The sequence below is a fragment of the Amycolatopsis sp. NPDC049159 genome (assembly GCF_040648295.1).
In the GTDB taxonomy this organism is placed as follows: domain Bacteria; phylum Actinomycetota; class Actinomycetes; order Mycobacteriales; family Pseudonocardiaceae; genus Amycolatopsis; species Amycolatopsis pretoriensis_A.
This window is the reverse complement of record NZ_JBEZDL010000014.1, coordinates 251299-265782: the sequence shown is the minus strand read 5'-3', so window position 1 is coordinate 265782 and position 14484 is coordinate 251299. Positions and strand designations below refer to the sequence as shown.

Below are 14484 nucleotides of genomic sequence, written 5' to 3'. Positions count from 1 at the left end.
AAACGCCCGGTCCCATTCCGAACCCGGAAGCTAAGCTTGACAGCGCCGATGGTACTGCAACCGAAGGGTTGTGGGAGAGTAGGACACCGCCGAACATAACCAAATGAAAGGCCCCGGTCGAGAACCTCACGGTTCTCCCGGGGCCTTTCGCTATTTCCGGACCGGCCGGCGCAGCAGGTAGGTGTCCATGATCCAGCCGTGCCGCTCCCGGGCCTCGGCCCGCGCGCGCCGGATCTCCGCCGCGAGGCCGGCCGTGAGCGGGCCCGAAAGCAGGATCTCGTCCGGGGTCCCGACGTAGGCGCCCCAGAAGATCTGCAAGCCCTCGTCGGTGAAGCGGTCGAAGGTCGTGTGGGCGTCCAGGAGCACGAAGACGTCGTCGACCCCGTCCGGCCAGCCCTCGGCCAGCCGACGGCCGGTCGTGAGCTGGACGGCGCGGCCGATTTGGTTCATCGTCGTCCGGTGCCGGGCCACCAGCGCCGAGATGCTGCTGACCCCCGGCACGACCTCGTAGTCGAACGAGACGTTCCCCCGCGCGAGCACCGCCTCGATCAGGGCGATCGTGCTGTCGTACAGCGACGGGTCGCCCCAGACCAGGAACGCCCCCGTGCCGTCGGGGCCCAGCTCCGAGCGGATCAGCCGCTCGTAGACCTCCGCGCGCGCCGCGTGCCAGTCGGCGACCGCGGTCCGGTAGTCCGCCGGCGTCCGGTCGCGGGGCGGGTCCTCCGCCAGCACGACGCGGTAGCCCGGCCGCGTGACGAACCGGTCGAGGATCTCCTGCCGCAGCCGCACCAGGTCGGCCTTCTCCGAGCCCTTGTCGAGCACGAAGAAGACGTCGACGCGGTTGAGGCGGTCGATCGCCTGCACCGTGAGGTGCTCCGGGTCGCCGGCACCGATCCCGATCGCGTAGAGCTTGCGCATGGGTCGAGTCTGTCGGGGCCCGATGGTGAACCCCTACCCCCGATGGGTATAAAGGAGGGGAGAGCGAAAGGACCCTCAGATGACCGAAGCGAGCTACACCGTCGAGGGCATGACCTGCGGACACTGCGCCACGTCGGTCCGCGAAGAGGTCTCCGAACTCACCGGGGTCCGGCAGGTGGACGTCGACGTGGAGAGCGGGCGCGTGATCGTGACCAGCGACACCCCGCTGGCCGCCGAAGCGATCGCCGCCGCCGTCACCGAGGCCGGTTACCGCCTGGTGGCGTGATGGCGGCCGAAGCGACCGCCGCGGAACGCGTCGAACTCGCCATCGGCGGGATGACGTGCGCGTCCTGCGCGGCCCGCGTCGAGCGCAAGCTCAACAAGGTCGACGGCGTCACCGCGACGGTCAACTACGCCACCGAGAAAGCCCAGGTCAGCTACCCGAGCGCGCTGTCGGTCGAGGACCTGACGGCCGTGGTCGAAGCCGCGGGCTACTCCGCGCGGCTCCCCGAGCCGGACGCCCCCGACGAACTGGCGGCCCTGCGCAAGCGCTTGCTCCTCGCCGTCGTCTTGACCGTCCCGCTGATGGCCCTCGCGATGGTCCCGGACTGGCAGATGGGCCTGTGGCAGTGGCGCTCGCTCGCCCTCGCCGTGCCGGTCGTCACCTGGTGCGCGTGGCCGTTCCACCGGGCCGCCGCGGTCAACCTCCGCCACGGCACCGCGACGATGGACACGCTCATCTCGCTCGGCGTCATCGCCGCGACGGCCTGGTCGCTCTACGCGCTGCTGTTCGGCACCGCGGGCGAACCCGGCATGCGCCACGAGTTCGAGTTCACCAGCTCCGGCCAGACCGGCGACACGCTGTACTTCGAGGTGGCCGCCGCCGTCACGACGTTCGTCCTGGCCGGGCGCTACTTCGAGACGCGGTCGAAGCGCCGCGCCGGCGCCGCCCTGCGCGCGCTCATGGACCTCGGTGCGAAGGACGTCACCGTCCTGCGCGACGGCGAAGAACACCTGGTCCCGGTCACCGAGCTGCACCCCGGCGACGTCTTCGTGGCGCGGCCCGGCGAGAAGATCGCCACCGACGGCGTCGTCACCGAAGGCGGTTCCGCGGTCGACACCAGCATGCTGACCGGGGAGTCCGTGCCGGTCGAGGTCGGGCCGGGCGACGCGGTCACCGGCGCCACCGTGAACGTCGGCGGGCGGCTGCTCGTGCGGGCCACCCGCGTCGGCGCCGACACCCGGCTGGCGCAGATGGCGCGGCTCGTCGAGGCCGCGCAGAACGGCAAGGCCGAGGTCCAGCGGCTCGCCGACCGCGTTTCGGCGGTGTTCGTGCCGGCGGTCGTGTTCGCGGCACTCGCGACGCTGGTCGGCTGGCTGGCCACCGGCGGCGCGACGGAGGCGGCGTTCACCGCGGCCGTCGCCGTGCTGATCATCGCCTGCCCGTGCGCGCTCGGCCTCGCGACGCCGACCGCCCTGCTGGTCGGCACCGGCCGCGGCGCGCAGCTGGGCATCCTCATCAAGGGGCCGGAGGTGCTCGAGTCCACCCGGCGCGTCGACACCGTGGTCCTGGACAAGACCGGCACCGTCACCACCGGGCGGATGACGCTCGTCGAGGGCGACGGCGAGGTGCTGCGGCTGGCGGGCGCCGTCGAGGCCGCGTCCGAGCACCCGATCGGCCGCGCGATCGCCGAGGCCGCCCGCGAGCGGTTCGGCGCGCTGCCCGCGGTCACGGAGTTCCGCAGCACGCCGGGCGTGGGCGTGACCGGGGTGGTCGAAGGACGCATGGTCAGCGTCGGGCGCGCGAAGGGTGCCGCCGCGACCACGGTGGGCGTGACCTGGGACGGCGAGGTCCGCGGCACCCTGGTCGTCGCCGACACGATCAAGCCGACGTCCGCCCGGGCCGTCGCCGAGCTGCGGGAACTCGGCCTGACGCCGGTGCTGCTGACCGGCGACGACGAGGGCGTGGCCCGGGCGATCGCGGTCGAAGCGGGCATCGACGAGGTCATCGCCGAGGTGCTCCCCGAGGGCAAGGTCGACGTCGTCAAGCGGTTGCAGGCCGAGGGGCGCGTGGTGGCGATGGCCGGCGACGGCGTCAACGACGCGGCCGCGCTCGCCCAGGCCGACCTGGGCCTGGCGATGGGCACGGGCACCGACGCGGCGATCGAGGCGAGCGACCTGACCCTGGTCCGCGGCGACCTGCGCGTGGCGGCGGACGCGATCCGGCTGGCCCGGCGCACGCTCGCGACGATCAAGGGGAACCTGTTCTGGGCGTTCGCGTACAACGTGGCGGCGCTGCCGCTCGCGGCGCTCGGCCTGCTGAACCCGATGATCGCGGGCGCGGCGATGGCGTGCTCGTCGGCGTTCGTGGTGAGCAACAGCCTCCGCTTGCGCCGGTTCCGCTGAACCCCCGGAGGGTATAGTCGGTGGTCAGGGACGCGGACGAGGGGACAGGTGGGCGATGACGGGTTACGGCACCGAACGAGAGGCCTATCTCAAGCGCTTGCGCCGGATCGAAGGGCAGATCCGCGGGCTGCAGCGCATGGTCGAGCAGGACAAGTACTGCATCGACATCCTGACCCAGGTCTCGGCGGCGACGAAGGCACTGCAGTCGTTCTCGCTGGAACTGCTCGACGAGCACTTGGCGACGTGCGTCGTCCAGGCGGCGGCGTCGGGTGGCGAGGAAGCGGACCTGAAGGTGCGGGAAGCGTCGGACGCGATCGCCCGGCTGGTCCGTTCGTAGGTCATTTGACCAGTACGGCGATGATGAGGCCGCCGGCGTTGGTGGCGAAGTGCACGATGACGGAGGCGAGCACGCCCCGGCCGGCGTGCCGCCACCAGTGCAGGAAGATCCCGGCGACACCGGCGGCGGCCATGGCGAGGATCTGCAGGACGACCACGGGAGTCGACCCCAACACGGCGTGCACGGCGGCGTTGCGGCCGACGGCCAGCGCCGGGAGGGCGTGCCAGAGCCCGAAGAGCGCGGCCGAGCAGAGGATGGGCGGCCAGCGCCAGCGGTCGTCGGTCGCGCCGAAGAGGCCGGGGAGGACTCCGCGGAAAGCGATTTCTTCGATGAGGACGGTCCCGAAGAGGATGCGTCCGCAGGTCAGCCAGAGGAGCTGGGTGAGATCGGGGTCGCCCACGCGGCCGTCTTTGTAGACGGTGCGGAGGCTGGGGATCGCCAGCGCGATCCCGAAGACGACGGCGATGAGCGCGGCACCTGAGAGGCCGACGAGCGCTGGGCGCCGGAGGGCGCTGAGGCCGAGGTCGGCCCAGGTGCAGCCGGCGGCTCGCCCGAGGGCGATGAGGATGAGGGCGGCGACGAGGCCGCAGAGCGGGTAGGCCCAGCCGGGCAGGACGCGGTTGGCGAGGGTGGTGGCCGCCGCGAGGACGAGGACTGCGGTGACCAGGGCGAACACGCGGCGAGGCGTGAAGGGGACGGCATCGCTCAAGGTCGGATGCCTGTGGTCGCGACGGGCTTGGCTGGGGTCGGCGGGCTTACCACTGGAGTGCCGTGCGTGCTGGTGGGGCCGGGGCGGCGGGGTCGCGAATGACTCATTGGGGACGTTGGTGGTCGGGAGTGGGTCGTTGGCGGCATCGCCGCAGCCGGTCGGCGGCCGCTGGCTCCGGTCACCTGGTCTGGTCTGGTCGGGGCGACCGTGGTCGCGAGTGGGTCATTCGCGACCACGTCACCGGCCGGTTGCGGCCTACCTGGGCAACTGGGGCTGGTCGCGGCGGCTGCGGTCGCGGGTGGGTTATTGGCGGCATCGCCGCAGTCGGCTGGTGGCTGCGGGCTCCGGTCACCTGGGCTGGTCGAGGTGGCAGTGGTCGGGAGTGGGTCATTCGCGACCACGTCACCGGCCGGTTGCGGCCTACCTGGGCAACTGGGGCTGGTCGCGGCGGCTGCGGTCCCGAACGGGGCATTGGCGGCATCGCCGCAGCCGGTCGGCGGCCGCGGGCTCCGGCCAGCCCGGCCGATAGAGGTCGCGAATCGGTCATTGGCGGCGGCAGCGGTCCCGAATGGGGCATTCGCGGCACCCTCGGCCGGCTGCCGCAGGGCCGGGCGTCGGCCAGCCGGGGCGGCAAAGGTCGCGAATGGGTCATTCGCGACACCACCGCCGGCCGCCCGCCACCTGCACCGACCAACGTCAGCTGACCGGGTCGGCTAGGTTGTCCGCTGGTGAGCGGCGCTGGACCGGCACTCTCTTCGACATCGGCATCGGCAACGTCGCTTCCGGATCGAACGGCGCCGGGCGGTCGTCCAGGGCCACCGCTGCCTCGCTCAGCAATGTCCGGCAGCCCGTCAAGCTCGCGTGCAGCTTGTCGCGGACCTCGTTCAACGCCGTGACCTCGCGCTCGGCCGCGCCGACCAGGGCCTCGCCGCGGGTGGTGGCCTCCGCTACCAGCCGGTCCGCCTTCGTCCTGGCGGCCGCTTCCTGCTCTGCCAGCTCGCGCATCGCCTCCGCGCGGCGGACCGTCATCGCGCGCTTGTGGTCCTCTTCCAGCTCCGCTCGGCGGTGGGCCGCCGCTTCGTCGAGTTCGCGGCGGCGCTGCTCGGAGGCGCGCATCAGCTCTTCGTGCTCGGTGCGGTGGCGGTCGCGCTCCGCTTCCGCCTCGGCCACCAGGCGGCGCTCCTCCGCGGTCAGGCGGACGGCCTCCGCCTTCGCTTCTTCGCGGATGCGGGCCGCGGTTTCCGTTGCGCGGCCGGTGATTTCGGCTGCCTCTTCGCGGGTGAGCTCGATCATCCGGCGCGAGCGCTCCTGGAGGGCGTCCGGGGCGATCGGGGTGCGGCTGATCCGGTCGATCTTCACGCGGAGCTCACCGTTCCGCTCCGCGAGCTCGGCTCCGCGGCGGCGCGCCGCGTCGCGTTCGGTCGTGAGTCTGCGGATCTCGGACTCGGCCCACTCGACGTATTCCTTGACCTGGACGCGATTGAAGCCGCGCCACGCCAGGTCGAATCGGGCCACGTCCTCGCCACCGCCGGGGGCCACGCCTCACCTCCGAATTGGATGGTTTTTCCTCGGCCGCACCTTTTCCTTGCGGTGCCGGGGAATCCGGTGTGCACCCCAGTGTGCCGCAAACCCGCCGCCGCGCGCTGCCCGGGCGGGTGATCATTCGTCGAGCGGTTCCCCGGCGCCGGTGGACGTGCTCCGCACGCCAGGCAGTTCGGCGAGTTCGGCGGCGAGGTCGTAGAGATCACCGCGGCCGTCGAGGCGCAGCGTGACGACCGCGATCCGTTGCCCCTCCTCGGAAAGGGACTCGTGGTCGACGTCGACGTGCTGCACCGACCAGCCCCGTCCGGTGCACGTGGCCAGTGCCGCGCGCAGCACGCCGTGGCCGTCGAGGTAGCTCAGCTGCAGGAGCGGCGGTTCCCGGCGGTGCCGCGCGACGAACCGCTGCAGCGGCGGGAACCCGCGGGTCACCACGAAGTGCGCGATCGTCGCGCCGACGGCGAGCACCGGGAGACCCGCACCGCACGCCGTGCCGATCGCGGCGGTGACCCAGATCGTCGCCGCCGTGGTCAGGCCGCGGACCGCGTCGCGGCGGACGAAGATCAGGCCGCCGCCGATGAAGCCGATGCCGGACACGATCTGCGCCGCGATCCGCGACGGGTCGAGCGACACGTGGTCGAGGCCGAGCAGGTCGGCGAAACCGTACTTCGACACCAGCATGAACACGGCCGACCCGACCCCGACCAGGCTGTGCGTCCGCAGCCCGGCGGCCTTCATGCCGGCTTCGCGTTCGAGCCCGATGGCGACGCTCAGCACGAGCGCGAGCAGCACCGGCGGCAGCAGCTCCCACTGCGCCGACGTGGACCACAGAGTGGGCAAGGTCACGACCTCCTGTCTCTTCGGCCGACGGCACGCGAAGAGAACCGCGAGCCCGTCACCAGGGGATACTGGGTCAAGACCCCCGATCGTGCCAGGGTGAGGTGAGCTCGTGACAGCGACCCGGCCGGTCCCGGCCCCGGACTTCGTCGGCTACCCGGAAGTGCGGCGCCACGTCCGCGCGCTGCTCGACGGGCGGCCCGGCACGCACCGACGCCCGGTCCCGGCGTGTCCGAAGTGGACCGTCACGGACCTGCTCGACCACGTCCTCGAGAAGGCCGAGGGGGTCCTCGAGCGCCACGGCGGCACGCTGCCGCCCGCGGTGCCGCGCGAGGTCCCCGAGCTGCTCGACCGCTGGGACGAGATCGGCGACGAACTCGACCGGCGCTTCGCGGACGCGGGCGGGCGCAGCGGCGAAGTGCTGGTGATGGACGCCTACACCCACGAACTCGACCTGCGCGCGGCCCTGGGCGTCCCGCCGCCGGTGGAGCACCTGGCCTGGGCGCCGAGCTTCGCCGTGCTGGTCCGCGGCTTTTCGGGCTCGATCGCCGGCCGCGGCCTGCCCGCGGTCCGGATCCGCACGACGGGCGGCTCGGCCTGGACGGCGGGTGCGGGACGGCCCGAGGTGACGGTGACCGCCCCGGCCCACGAGCTCTACCGGGCGCTGGCCGGACGCCGGTCGTCGAGCCAGCTCACGGCGCTGGACTGGAGCGCGCCGCCGGCGCGGTGGCTGCCGGCCTTCACGTGGGGACCGTTCGTGCCCCCGCCCCGACCTGGGGTTTGAGCGCGCCGGCCGGCATGAACGACTCGTTCATGCCACCTGGCGACATGAACGAGTCGTTCATGTCAGCCGCCGGGGGGCGTGACCGTCAGCAGCGCCGCCAGCGCCAGCACCACCACGCTGAGCAGGACCTCGATCGCCACCGCCGCGCGCAGGCGGCGCAGGTTCGCCGTCACCGTCTTCGTCGTTCCCTCGCCCCGCTCGGTCATGCTCCGCCGGACCGCCGCGCGCGAGCGGCTCGCCACCGCCAGCAGCGCCGCCAGTCCGGCGATCTTCAGCAGCACCAGCAGGCCGAACTCGGTCGTCCACAGCGCGGACAGCGTCGGCATGATCCGCAGCGCCAGGATCGCGCCGCTGATCGCGACCGCCGTCACCGAGCCCGCCGCGATGCGGGAAAACCGCGTCGCGACCCCGGTCAGGTCCTCGTCCGGGGCCGGGCGGTACAGGCACAGGGCCAGCTGGACCAGTCCGCCCGCCCAGACCGCGATCGCGCCGAAGTGGACCAGGTCCGCCGTCACCGAGACGAACATGACCGGGTCCGTCACCGGGTGGCCGGTGGCCGAGAACGTCAGCAGGACGACGAAGCCCGTCACCATCGTCAGGTTCTCGTAGCGGGCCCGCAGCCGGTCCGGCTGCCCGGGCCGCAGCAGCCTGGGCAGCAGCACGACCAGCACGGCCACCGCGACCAGCCGGAGCAGCAGCAGCTTCCCGTAGGCGACGCGCAGCGTGTCCGCCAGCAGCCCGAAGTCGGACACCGCGCCGATGCCCCGCCCGGCCGCGTAGGGGCCTTGCAGCACGAACGCCGCCACGGTGGCCGCCGCGACCAGGCCCGCGCCGGTGTTCAAGAGCCGGCGGGCCCGGCGGTCGGTGCGGCCCGCCGGGCGGCACAGGACCAGGAACGCCGCGCCGCCGAGGAGGACGACGCCGAGGTAGGCCAGCCAGCGCACCGACGTCGAGGCCGCGTCGACGACGCCGTCGGTGCCGGTGGCCGCGGACACCGCGCCCGCCGACGTCACCAGCGGGCCGGTGCCGACGACGAACGCGAACGTGCCGCGCACCGGGTGGGAGTCGGCCGAGACGAACGCGTACTCGACCAGGTAGCTGCCGTCGGAGATGCCCGGCTGCAGCTTCACGGCGAGCTGTTCGGCGTCCTCGCCGGGCTGGAACACCGGACCGGAGTCCACCTGCTTGCCCGTCAGGTCGACGACCTTGATCGACCCGGGCTGGATCCCGACGTTCTCCGACAGGGTGACCGACACCAGGGACGGCGCCGCGCTCAGGCGGGCGCCGTCCCCGGGGGTCGACGAGACGACTTCGACGTGCGCCGAAGCGGGTGTGGCGCCGAGCAGCAGCCAGCCGGCCAGGAAGGCCAGCAGGGCCAGCGCCCGTTTCACGACGCGGAGAGCGCGGGCTGCCTCGGCACACCGCACGAGCAGCCGGTGATCTCGCGCTCGGCGGCCGAAGCACGCCGGTGCAGCACGACCGCGACGATCATCGGGATGGTGACGATCGTGTTGTAGAACAGGTGCAGCTCCACCCGCGGGACCAGCAGCTGGATGATGCTGGTGGGCACCTTCTGCCCGGCCAGCCGCCAGCCGCTCTGCGCCTGGATGAACAGCAGCAGGTGCTCGATGTGGTGCCAGAACTGGATGCCCAGCGCGAGGTTCCACCACTGCCGCGAGCGGCCCGCGAACCCGTGCCGCAGCACCCACAGGAACACCAGCATCACCAGTGCGTAGCCGTAGTGCAGCCACTCCTGCGAGATCAGCCACGGGAAGGGCATGCCGAGCACGCCGCGGGCCCGCGAAGTCGGCCAGCCCAGGGCGTAGATCTGCACGGCCTGCACGATGTGCTCGCCCCAGTGGGCGAGGACGATCAGCATGAACACCGCGAGCGCGCGGTTGTGGTACCGGCTGTTGAGACTGCCCAGGAACCCGGCGGGGCGGGCGATTTCGGACGTCGACATGCGAACCCCAGGTCTTCCGAAGTCGAAAGGTGTGCGTCGACGATAGCGGTCCGCGAGCCGTGATCCATTACTCCGGATTGCGCATTCCACCAGGGAAATCGCGGCACTCGGCCGAATGCGCGCCGCGGGGCGGGCCCGCGGCGCGGATCGGTCAGTGCGCGACGAGGCCGGTCGGGCGGTCCGGGGCCGGCGGGACGCGGAACAGGCGGGTGAACAGGTCCAGGTGCGCCGGGTCGCCCTCGACGCGGACCTTGCCGCTGGCGATCGCGTCCGGCGCGGACAGGTTGCCGTTGAGCAGGTCCAGCAGCGCCGGTCCCTGCGGCTCGATCACCAGGTCGGCGGCGGGCAGCGCGCCCGCGGACGCCTTGAGCGCGCCGTCGTCGACCATGGCGTGCACGACCATGTCGCCGGGGTGGTGCAGCTCGTAGTTGACGTGCACGCCCGTCGCGGCCTCCTCCTGGAAGGTCGTGTAGAGCGAGATGATCGCGGTGTCGAGGGTGAAGACCTCGTCCGGCTTCGGGTAGGTCAGCGACCGCGAGCCCCACAGGCCGAGGTCGAGGACGATGTGGTCGAGCTCGGTGCCGTACTCGGTCAGCTCGTAGACGATGCCGCCGTCCAGCTGCGACAGCACGCGCCGCCGGACCACGCCCGACTCTTCGAGCTCGTTGAGGCGGGAGGTCAGGATGCTCACCGGGATGCGTGGCAGGGTGCGCTGCAGGTCGGTGAACCGCTTCGGGCCGAGCATGAGGTCCCGGACGACGAGCAGCGACCAGCGCTCGCCGACGATCTCGAGCGCCCGGGCCAGGCCGCAGAACTGTCCGTAGGTGCGAGCAGAGGTAGGCATACTCGGGTCCTCACTATGTCTCGGGGTGCCAGACCGGGCACCACCCCCCGAATCGCGCAGGGCCGCGAGGTCGGTTACGGTGCCCCGTGACGCACCAATCCGGCGCGGGCGTCGCTGTCTACGGTGACGGTTCAGCGCGGTGCACGGCCAGTGAGTCCCGCACCGCCGCGCCATGCGTTTCCCACATCGGCCCATGCGTTTTGCATGACTTCTCCGTGTTTGCCGCACTGGTTGAGTAGACCTCGCGTGGAGCAGGATTCAGATTCTCGTCCCGCCCCACCCGGCTACCGGCAGGAGAGCCCATGCGCACGACGGCTGTCAACGCACGGGTCCCGGAAGACGGCGGCGCGGTGCCGACGCGGGCCCCCGCCTTCCGCCGGCACCTCCGCGCCGAGGTCAGGGCGGGCAAAGGGGCGTACCTGTTCTCCGAACAGGGCGTGATCGCGATGCGCGGGGCGAAGATCGAGTCGCTCGCGGCGCTGCTGGACGGGACCCACGACCTCGACGGGCTGCTGCGCGACCGGCCCGGCGGGATGGCCCCGGAAGAGGTCGCCGCGCTGCTGGCGCAGCTGGTCGACGCCGGTCTGGTGACGTTGCGCAGCCAGGGAGAAGACGACCGGGCCGGCGACGAACGCGCGCTGGCCTACTGGGACGCGTGCGGCGTGGACGCCGACCTCGTCGCCGCACGGCAGGGCACCGTGCGGCTGACGGCGGTCGGGGACAGCGCCGACGGCGTCGACCCCGGCGCGGTCGAGCGGGCGCTCGCCGGTGCCGGGCTCGGGGTGGTGCGCGCCGACGCCGGGGCCGCCGACCTGTCGGTCGTGCTGTGCGCCGACTACCTCGACCCGCGGCTGGCCGAAGTCGACGCCGAACACCGGCGGGCCGGGCGGCCGTGGCTGCTGGCGCGCCCGTTCGGCGCCCAGGTGTGGATCGGCCCGGTGCTGCAGCCGGAAGGCGCCTGCTGGCATTGCCTGACCCACCGGCTGTGGGGCCACCGGCACGCCGAAGCGTGCGTGCAGGAGGAGCTGGGCCACGCCGGCCCGGCGCGCCGCCCGATGCCGGCGTTGCCGCCGCTCACCTCGGCCGCGGCGCACCTCGTGGCGCTGGAAGCGGCCAAGTGGGTGGCCGGCTACCGCTACCACGGCCAGCAGTGCGTGTGGACGCTCGACACCCTCGACCTGCAGGGCCGCCTGCACGAGCTGCGCCGCCGCCCGCAGTGCCCGGGCTGCGGCGACCCGTGGCAGGTGGCGTGGCGCTCGGTCCGGCCGGTGACGCTGCAGCCGGCGAAGAAGGCGACCACCGGCGGCGGCGGGCACCGCACGGCGACGCCGTCGCAGATGCTCGAGCGGCACCGGCACCTGATCAGCCCGATCACCGGGATCATCAAGGAGATCCAGCCGGACCCGGCCGCGCCGCCGTTCGCCAACGCCTACCGCTCCGGGCCCAACGTCGCCCGCGGCATCACCGGGATGGCCGCGCTGCGCGCCGGGCTGCGCTGCGAAAACGGCGGGAAGGGCGTCAGCCCGCTCGACGCGGAGGTCAGCGCGCTCTGCGAGGCGGCGGAACGCTTCTCCGGCAACTTCCAGGGCGACGAGCTGCGCATCCGCGGCTCCTACGACGAGCTGGAGGACGAAGCCGTCCACCCCAACGCCTGCATGCTCTTCGCCGGGCGGCAGTACGCCGACCGCGAGGCCTGGAACCGCGCGCACGCCGACTTCCAGCACGTCCCCGAGCCGTTCGACACGTCGGCCCGCACCGACTGGACGCCGGTGTGGTCGCCGTCCGGGCGCCGCCGCCTGCTGCCGACGTCCTACCTCTACTACGGGACCCCGCGGGTGAGCGCGGCGCGCGGGGTGCGCGCCGATTCGAACGGCGCGGCGGCGGGCAGCAGCCTGGAGGACGCGATCCTGCAGGGTGCGCTCGAGCTCGTCGAACGCGACGCCGTGGCGCTGTGGTGGTACAACCGCACGCCGGTGCCGGGCGTCGACCTCGCCTCGTTCGCCGACGCGTGGCTCGAGGAGATGGCGGGCAACTACGTGGCGATCGGCCGCGAGCTGTGGGTCCTCGACGTGACCTCCGACCTGGGGATCCCGGTGGCCGTCGCGCTTTCGCGGCGGACCGACGGGCCGCACGAGGACATCATGATGGGCTTCGGCGCGCACCTCGACCCGCGGATCGCGGTGCGCCGCGCGGTGACCGAGCTGAACCAGATGCTGCCGGTCGTGCGGGAAGGCGGCCGCGGCCTCGACGACCCGGACGCGCGGCGCTGGCTCGCCTACGCGACCGTCGCGAACCAGCCGTACCTGCGACCGGCGGCCGGGCAGCGGATGCGGACCGCGGCGGACTTCCCGTTCGTCAACCGGCCCGACGTCCGCGACGACGTCGAGGCGCTGGGCAAGGTGTTCGACCGTGCGGGCCTGGAGCTGCTGGTGCTCGACCAGACCCGCCCGGACGTCGGGATTCCCGTGGTCAAGGTGCTCGTGCCCGGCCTGCGCCCGTTCTGGGCCCGGTTCGCGCCCGGCCGCCTCTTCGACGTCCCGGTCGCGCTGGGCAGGCTCGAGGCGCCGACTCTGTACGAGCGGCTCAACCCGTTCCCGATGTTCCTCTGAGCGTCCCGTGGGAAGCTCGGTTTTCGCAGTTCGCTTGAGGAGTTCCGCCTTGCCTGCACACCGCCAGGAGGGGATCCCGGAGACCGTCCGGCTCTGGTCCCTCACCGAAGACACCCTGCTGGAGGCGGGGGACGACGACACGATCGTCGCCATCACCTGGTGGGGTGAGTACGAGCTGGCGGGCATCCCCGGTCCGGTCCGTGAGTCGCTCGGCCGGATGGTGCTCGGCCCGGTCTCGATGGGCAACCTCGCCTCGTCGGCCAGCGGTGGCACCGAGGCCTGGGCGGGGGCGCTGCGCAAGGCGCTGAACCGGTTGTCCGGCTCCGTCGTGCATTCGCTGGCGCTCAACGACGGCCGCGGGCCCCTGCTTTCGGCGATCCCGGTGACGCAGTTCCCGGTCTTCCCGAGCGATCCGGTGCAACCGGGCCGGCTCATCAAGCTTTCGCGGTTCTCGGCCATGCGCCCGGACGGCGGCGGGCTGCTGCTCGAATCGCCCCGCGCCCGGTACCGCGTCGCGCTGCTGCGCCCGGCGGCGGTGACCGTCGCGTCTTCGCTCGCCCGGCCGGTCACCGTCGCCCAGGTCGCCGAGACGACCGGGCTGACCGAAGCGGTGGTGGCCGACATCGCGGCGTTCCTGGTGTCCGCCGGCGTGGTGCTCGCGGCCGACGACTGGGCGGAGTTCGCCGAGGACGGCGACGACGACCTCGCCGCCTGGTCGCCCGACGACCTGATGTTCCACGCGCGCAGCCGGACGTGGCAGAAGGGCGGGTCGTCGGAACCGGGGCCGCGCCGCACCGGCGCCGAGCCGCCGGTGGTCAAGCCGATCACGGCGGGCCCGACCTTCCCGTTGCACCGCCCCGACCCGGCGGTGCTCAAGGCGGCCGACCCGACGCTGAGCTCGCTGCTCGAAGAAGACCACCTGTGCCCCGAGGTCACCGAGCGCGCGTTGTCGGCCGAGCAGATCGGCGAGTTCCTCTTCCGCGCCGCGCGGGTGCGCTCGATCGGGCCGACGTACCTGCCCGGCGGGCCCGGCCACGAGGCGTCCCAGCGGCCGTACTTCAGCGTCGCCTGCCTGTACGAGCTCGAAATCTACGTCGCCGTCAACCGGTGCGCGGGCCTCGGGCGCGGGATCTACCACTACGACCCGCTGTGGCACACGCTGACGCTCATCAACGACGACGCGGTGGCGCTGGACGGCATGCTGGACCTGGCGATGATCGGTGCCGGCAGCCACCGCAGGCCGTCGGTGCTGCTGACGATGACCGCGCGGATGTCGCGGATCGCGTGGGTGCTCGGCAGCGCCGCGTACGCGACGACCCTGCTGCACGTCGGCGCGCTCCAGCAAGTCCTGTACCTCACGGCGAAGGCGATGGGCCTCGCCGCGCACGCCGTGCCGGTCGACGCCGGCGACCGCGTCGACCGCTCGCTGAAGCTGGAGTGGCCCGCCGAAGTGAGCGTCGGCGAGTGCGTCCTCGACTTCCCCGGGGTCGGTTGACCCCTGAATCCGATGGGCCGCCCTGTTACCTTGGAGTCACTGG

The 14484-nt window shown here is 72.7% G+C and carries 13 protein-coding genes and 1 rRNA gene; 7 read left to right on the top strand and 7 right to left on the bottom strand.

The features are described from left to right. A 5S ribosomal RNA gene (gene rrf / locus AB0B33_RS26545) occupies window positions 1-95 on the top strand; the annotation flags it as partial. Window positions 96-150: 55 nt separating this feature from the next. On the opposite strand, the gene cobF is transcribed toward rrf, so the two are convergent. Further along, window positions 151-918, bottom strand: a complete 768-nt coding sequence (gene cobF, locus AB0B33_RS26540) for a precorrin-6A synthase (deacetylating) (RefSeq protein ID WP_360776627.1) — start codon at window positions 916-918, stop codon at window positions 151-153. A 79-nt stretch (window positions 919-997) separates the two neighbouring features. Here cobF and AB0B33_RS26535 point away from each other — a divergent pair, with 79 nt between their 5' ends. Genes AB0B33_RS26535 through AB0B33_RS26525 form a run of 3 tightly spaced genes read left to right on the top strand, consistent with a single transcriptional unit; the run spans window position 998 to window position 3661 of the window. Then, window positions 998-1204, top strand: a complete 207-nt coding sequence (locus AB0B33_RS26535; RefSeq protein WP_360776625.1) for a heavy-metal-associated domain-containing protein — start codon at window positions 998-1000, stop codon at window positions 1202-1204. Beyond that, entirely contained in the window at window positions 1204-3324 is a 2121-nt protein-coding gene (locus AB0B33_RS26530) for a heavy metal translocating P-type ATPase (RefSeq protein WP_360776623.1), read from the top strand. Before AB0B33_RS26535 ends, AB0B33_RS26530 begins: the two co-directional genes overlap by 1 nt. A gap of 55 nt (window positions 3325-3379) precedes the next feature. Beyond that, the gene (locus AB0B33_RS26525; protein WP_125314973.1) at window positions 3380-3661 is read left to right on the top strand and encodes a metal-sensitive transcriptional regulator; all 282 of its coding nucleotides are present in this window, start codon (window positions 3380-3382) and stop codon (window positions 3659-3661) included. Window position 3662: 1 nt separating this feature from the next. Here AB0B33_RS26525 and AB0B33_RS26520 read toward each other — a convergent pair whose 3' ends face one another. The 3 genes from AB0B33_RS26520 to AB0B33_RS26510 all read right to left on the bottom strand — a co-directional run bounded on the left by AB0B33_RS26520 (window position 3663) and on the right by AB0B33_RS26510 (window position 6749). Continuing rightward, window positions 3663-4370, bottom strand: a complete 708-nt coding sequence (locus AB0B33_RS26520; RefSeq protein WP_360776621.1) for a CPBP family intramembrane glutamic endopeptidase — start codon at window positions 4368-4370, stop codon at window positions 3663-3665. Window positions 4371-5066: 696 nt separating this feature from the next. Then, the gene (locus tag AB0B33_RS26515; protein ID WP_360776619.1) at window positions 5067-5885 is read right to left on the bottom strand and encodes a M protein; all 819 of its coding nucleotides are present in this window, start codon (window positions 5883-5885) and stop codon (window positions 5067-5069) included. Window positions 5886-6029: 144 nt separating this feature from the next. Further along, complete coding sequence (locus tag AB0B33_RS26510; protein WP_247025032.1) at window positions 6030-6749, bottom strand: MgtC/SapB family protein; 720 nt, start codon at window positions 6747-6749, stop codon at window positions 6030-6032. A 109-nt stretch (window positions 6750-6858) separates the two neighbouring features. Here AB0B33_RS26510 and AB0B33_RS26505 point away from each other — a divergent pair, with 109 nt between their 5' ends. Beyond that, a complete protein-coding gene (locus AB0B33_RS26505) occupies window positions 6859-7530 on the top strand; it encodes a maleylpyruvate isomerase family mycothiol-dependent enzyme (RefSeq protein ID WP_360776617.1) in 672 nt (223 codons plus the stop codon). Between the two features lie 62 nt (window positions 7531-7592). Here the strand turns inward: AB0B33_RS26505 and AB0B33_RS26500 are convergent, their stop codons facing one another. The 3 genes from AB0B33_RS26500 to AB0B33_RS26490 form a co-directional block, all read right to left on the bottom strand. Then, window positions 7593-8921, bottom strand: coding sequence for a copper resistance protein CopC (locus tag AB0B33_RS26500; RefSeq protein ID WP_360776615.1), 1329 nt, complete (start codon window positions 8919-8921; stop codon window positions 7593-7595). Then, window positions 8918-9493, bottom strand: a complete 576-nt coding sequence (locus tag AB0B33_RS26495) for a hypothetical protein (protein ID WP_360776613.1) — start codon at window positions 9491-9493, stop codon at window positions 8918-8920. Before AB0B33_RS26495 ends, AB0B33_RS26500 begins: the two co-directional genes overlap by 4 nt. Window positions 9494-9644: 151 nt before the next feature. Beyond that, a complete protein-coding gene (locus AB0B33_RS26490; protein ID WP_247020216.1) occupies window positions 9645-10337 on the bottom strand; it encodes a winged helix-turn-helix transcriptional regulator in 693 nt (230 codons plus the stop codon). 302 nt (window positions 10338-10639) lie between these two features. On the opposite strand from AB0B33_RS26490, the gene AB0B33_RS26485 reads away from it, so the two are divergent. Both AB0B33_RS26485 and AB0B33_RS26480 read left to right on the top strand, forming a co-directional pair. Next, entirely contained in the window at window positions 10640-12946 is a 2307-nt protein-coding gene (locus AB0B33_RS26485; RefSeq protein WP_360776611.1) for a TOMM precursor leader peptide-binding protein, read from the top strand. Window positions 12947-12995: 49 nt separating this feature from the next. Further along, a complete protein-coding gene (locus AB0B33_RS26480; protein WP_360776609.1) occupies window positions 12996-14441 on the top strand; it encodes a SagB/ThcOx family dehydrogenase in 1446 nt (481 codons plus the stop codon). The last annotated feature ends 43 nt before the right edge of the window (window positions 14442-14484 follow it).

What these genes read in the sequence shown, in the direction of transcription:
- AB0B33_RS26535 (WP_360776625.1), top strand. Translation starts at nt 998, where the DNA reads ATGACCGAAGCGAGCTACACCGTCGAGGGCATGACCTGCGGACACTGC.
- cobF (WP_360776627.1), bottom strand. Translation starts at nt 918, where the DNA reads ATGCGCAAGCTCTACGCGATCGGGATCGGTGCCGGCGACCCGGAGCAC.
- AB0B33_RS26525 (WP_125314973.1), top strand. Translation starts at nt 3,380, where the DNA reads ATGACGGGTTACGGCACCGAACGAGAGGCCTATCTCAAGCGCTTGCGC.
- AB0B33_RS26495 (WP_360776613.1), bottom strand. Translation starts at nt 9,493, where the DNA reads ATGTCGACGTCCGAAATCGCCCGCCCCGCCGGGTTCCTGGGCAGTCTC.
- AB0B33_RS26490 (WP_247020216.1), bottom strand. Translation starts at nt 10,337, where the DNA reads ATGCCTACCTCTGCTCGCACCTACGGACAGTTCTGCGGCCTGGCCCGG.
- AB0B33_RS26530 (WP_360776623.1), top strand. Translation starts at nt 1,204, where the DNA reads ATGGCGGCCGAAGCGACCGCCGCGGAACGCGTCGAACTCGCCATCGGC.
- AB0B33_RS26485 (WP_360776611.1), top strand. Translation starts at nt 10,640, where the DNA reads ATGCGCACGACGGCTGTCAACGCACGGGTCCCGGAAGACGGCGGCGCG.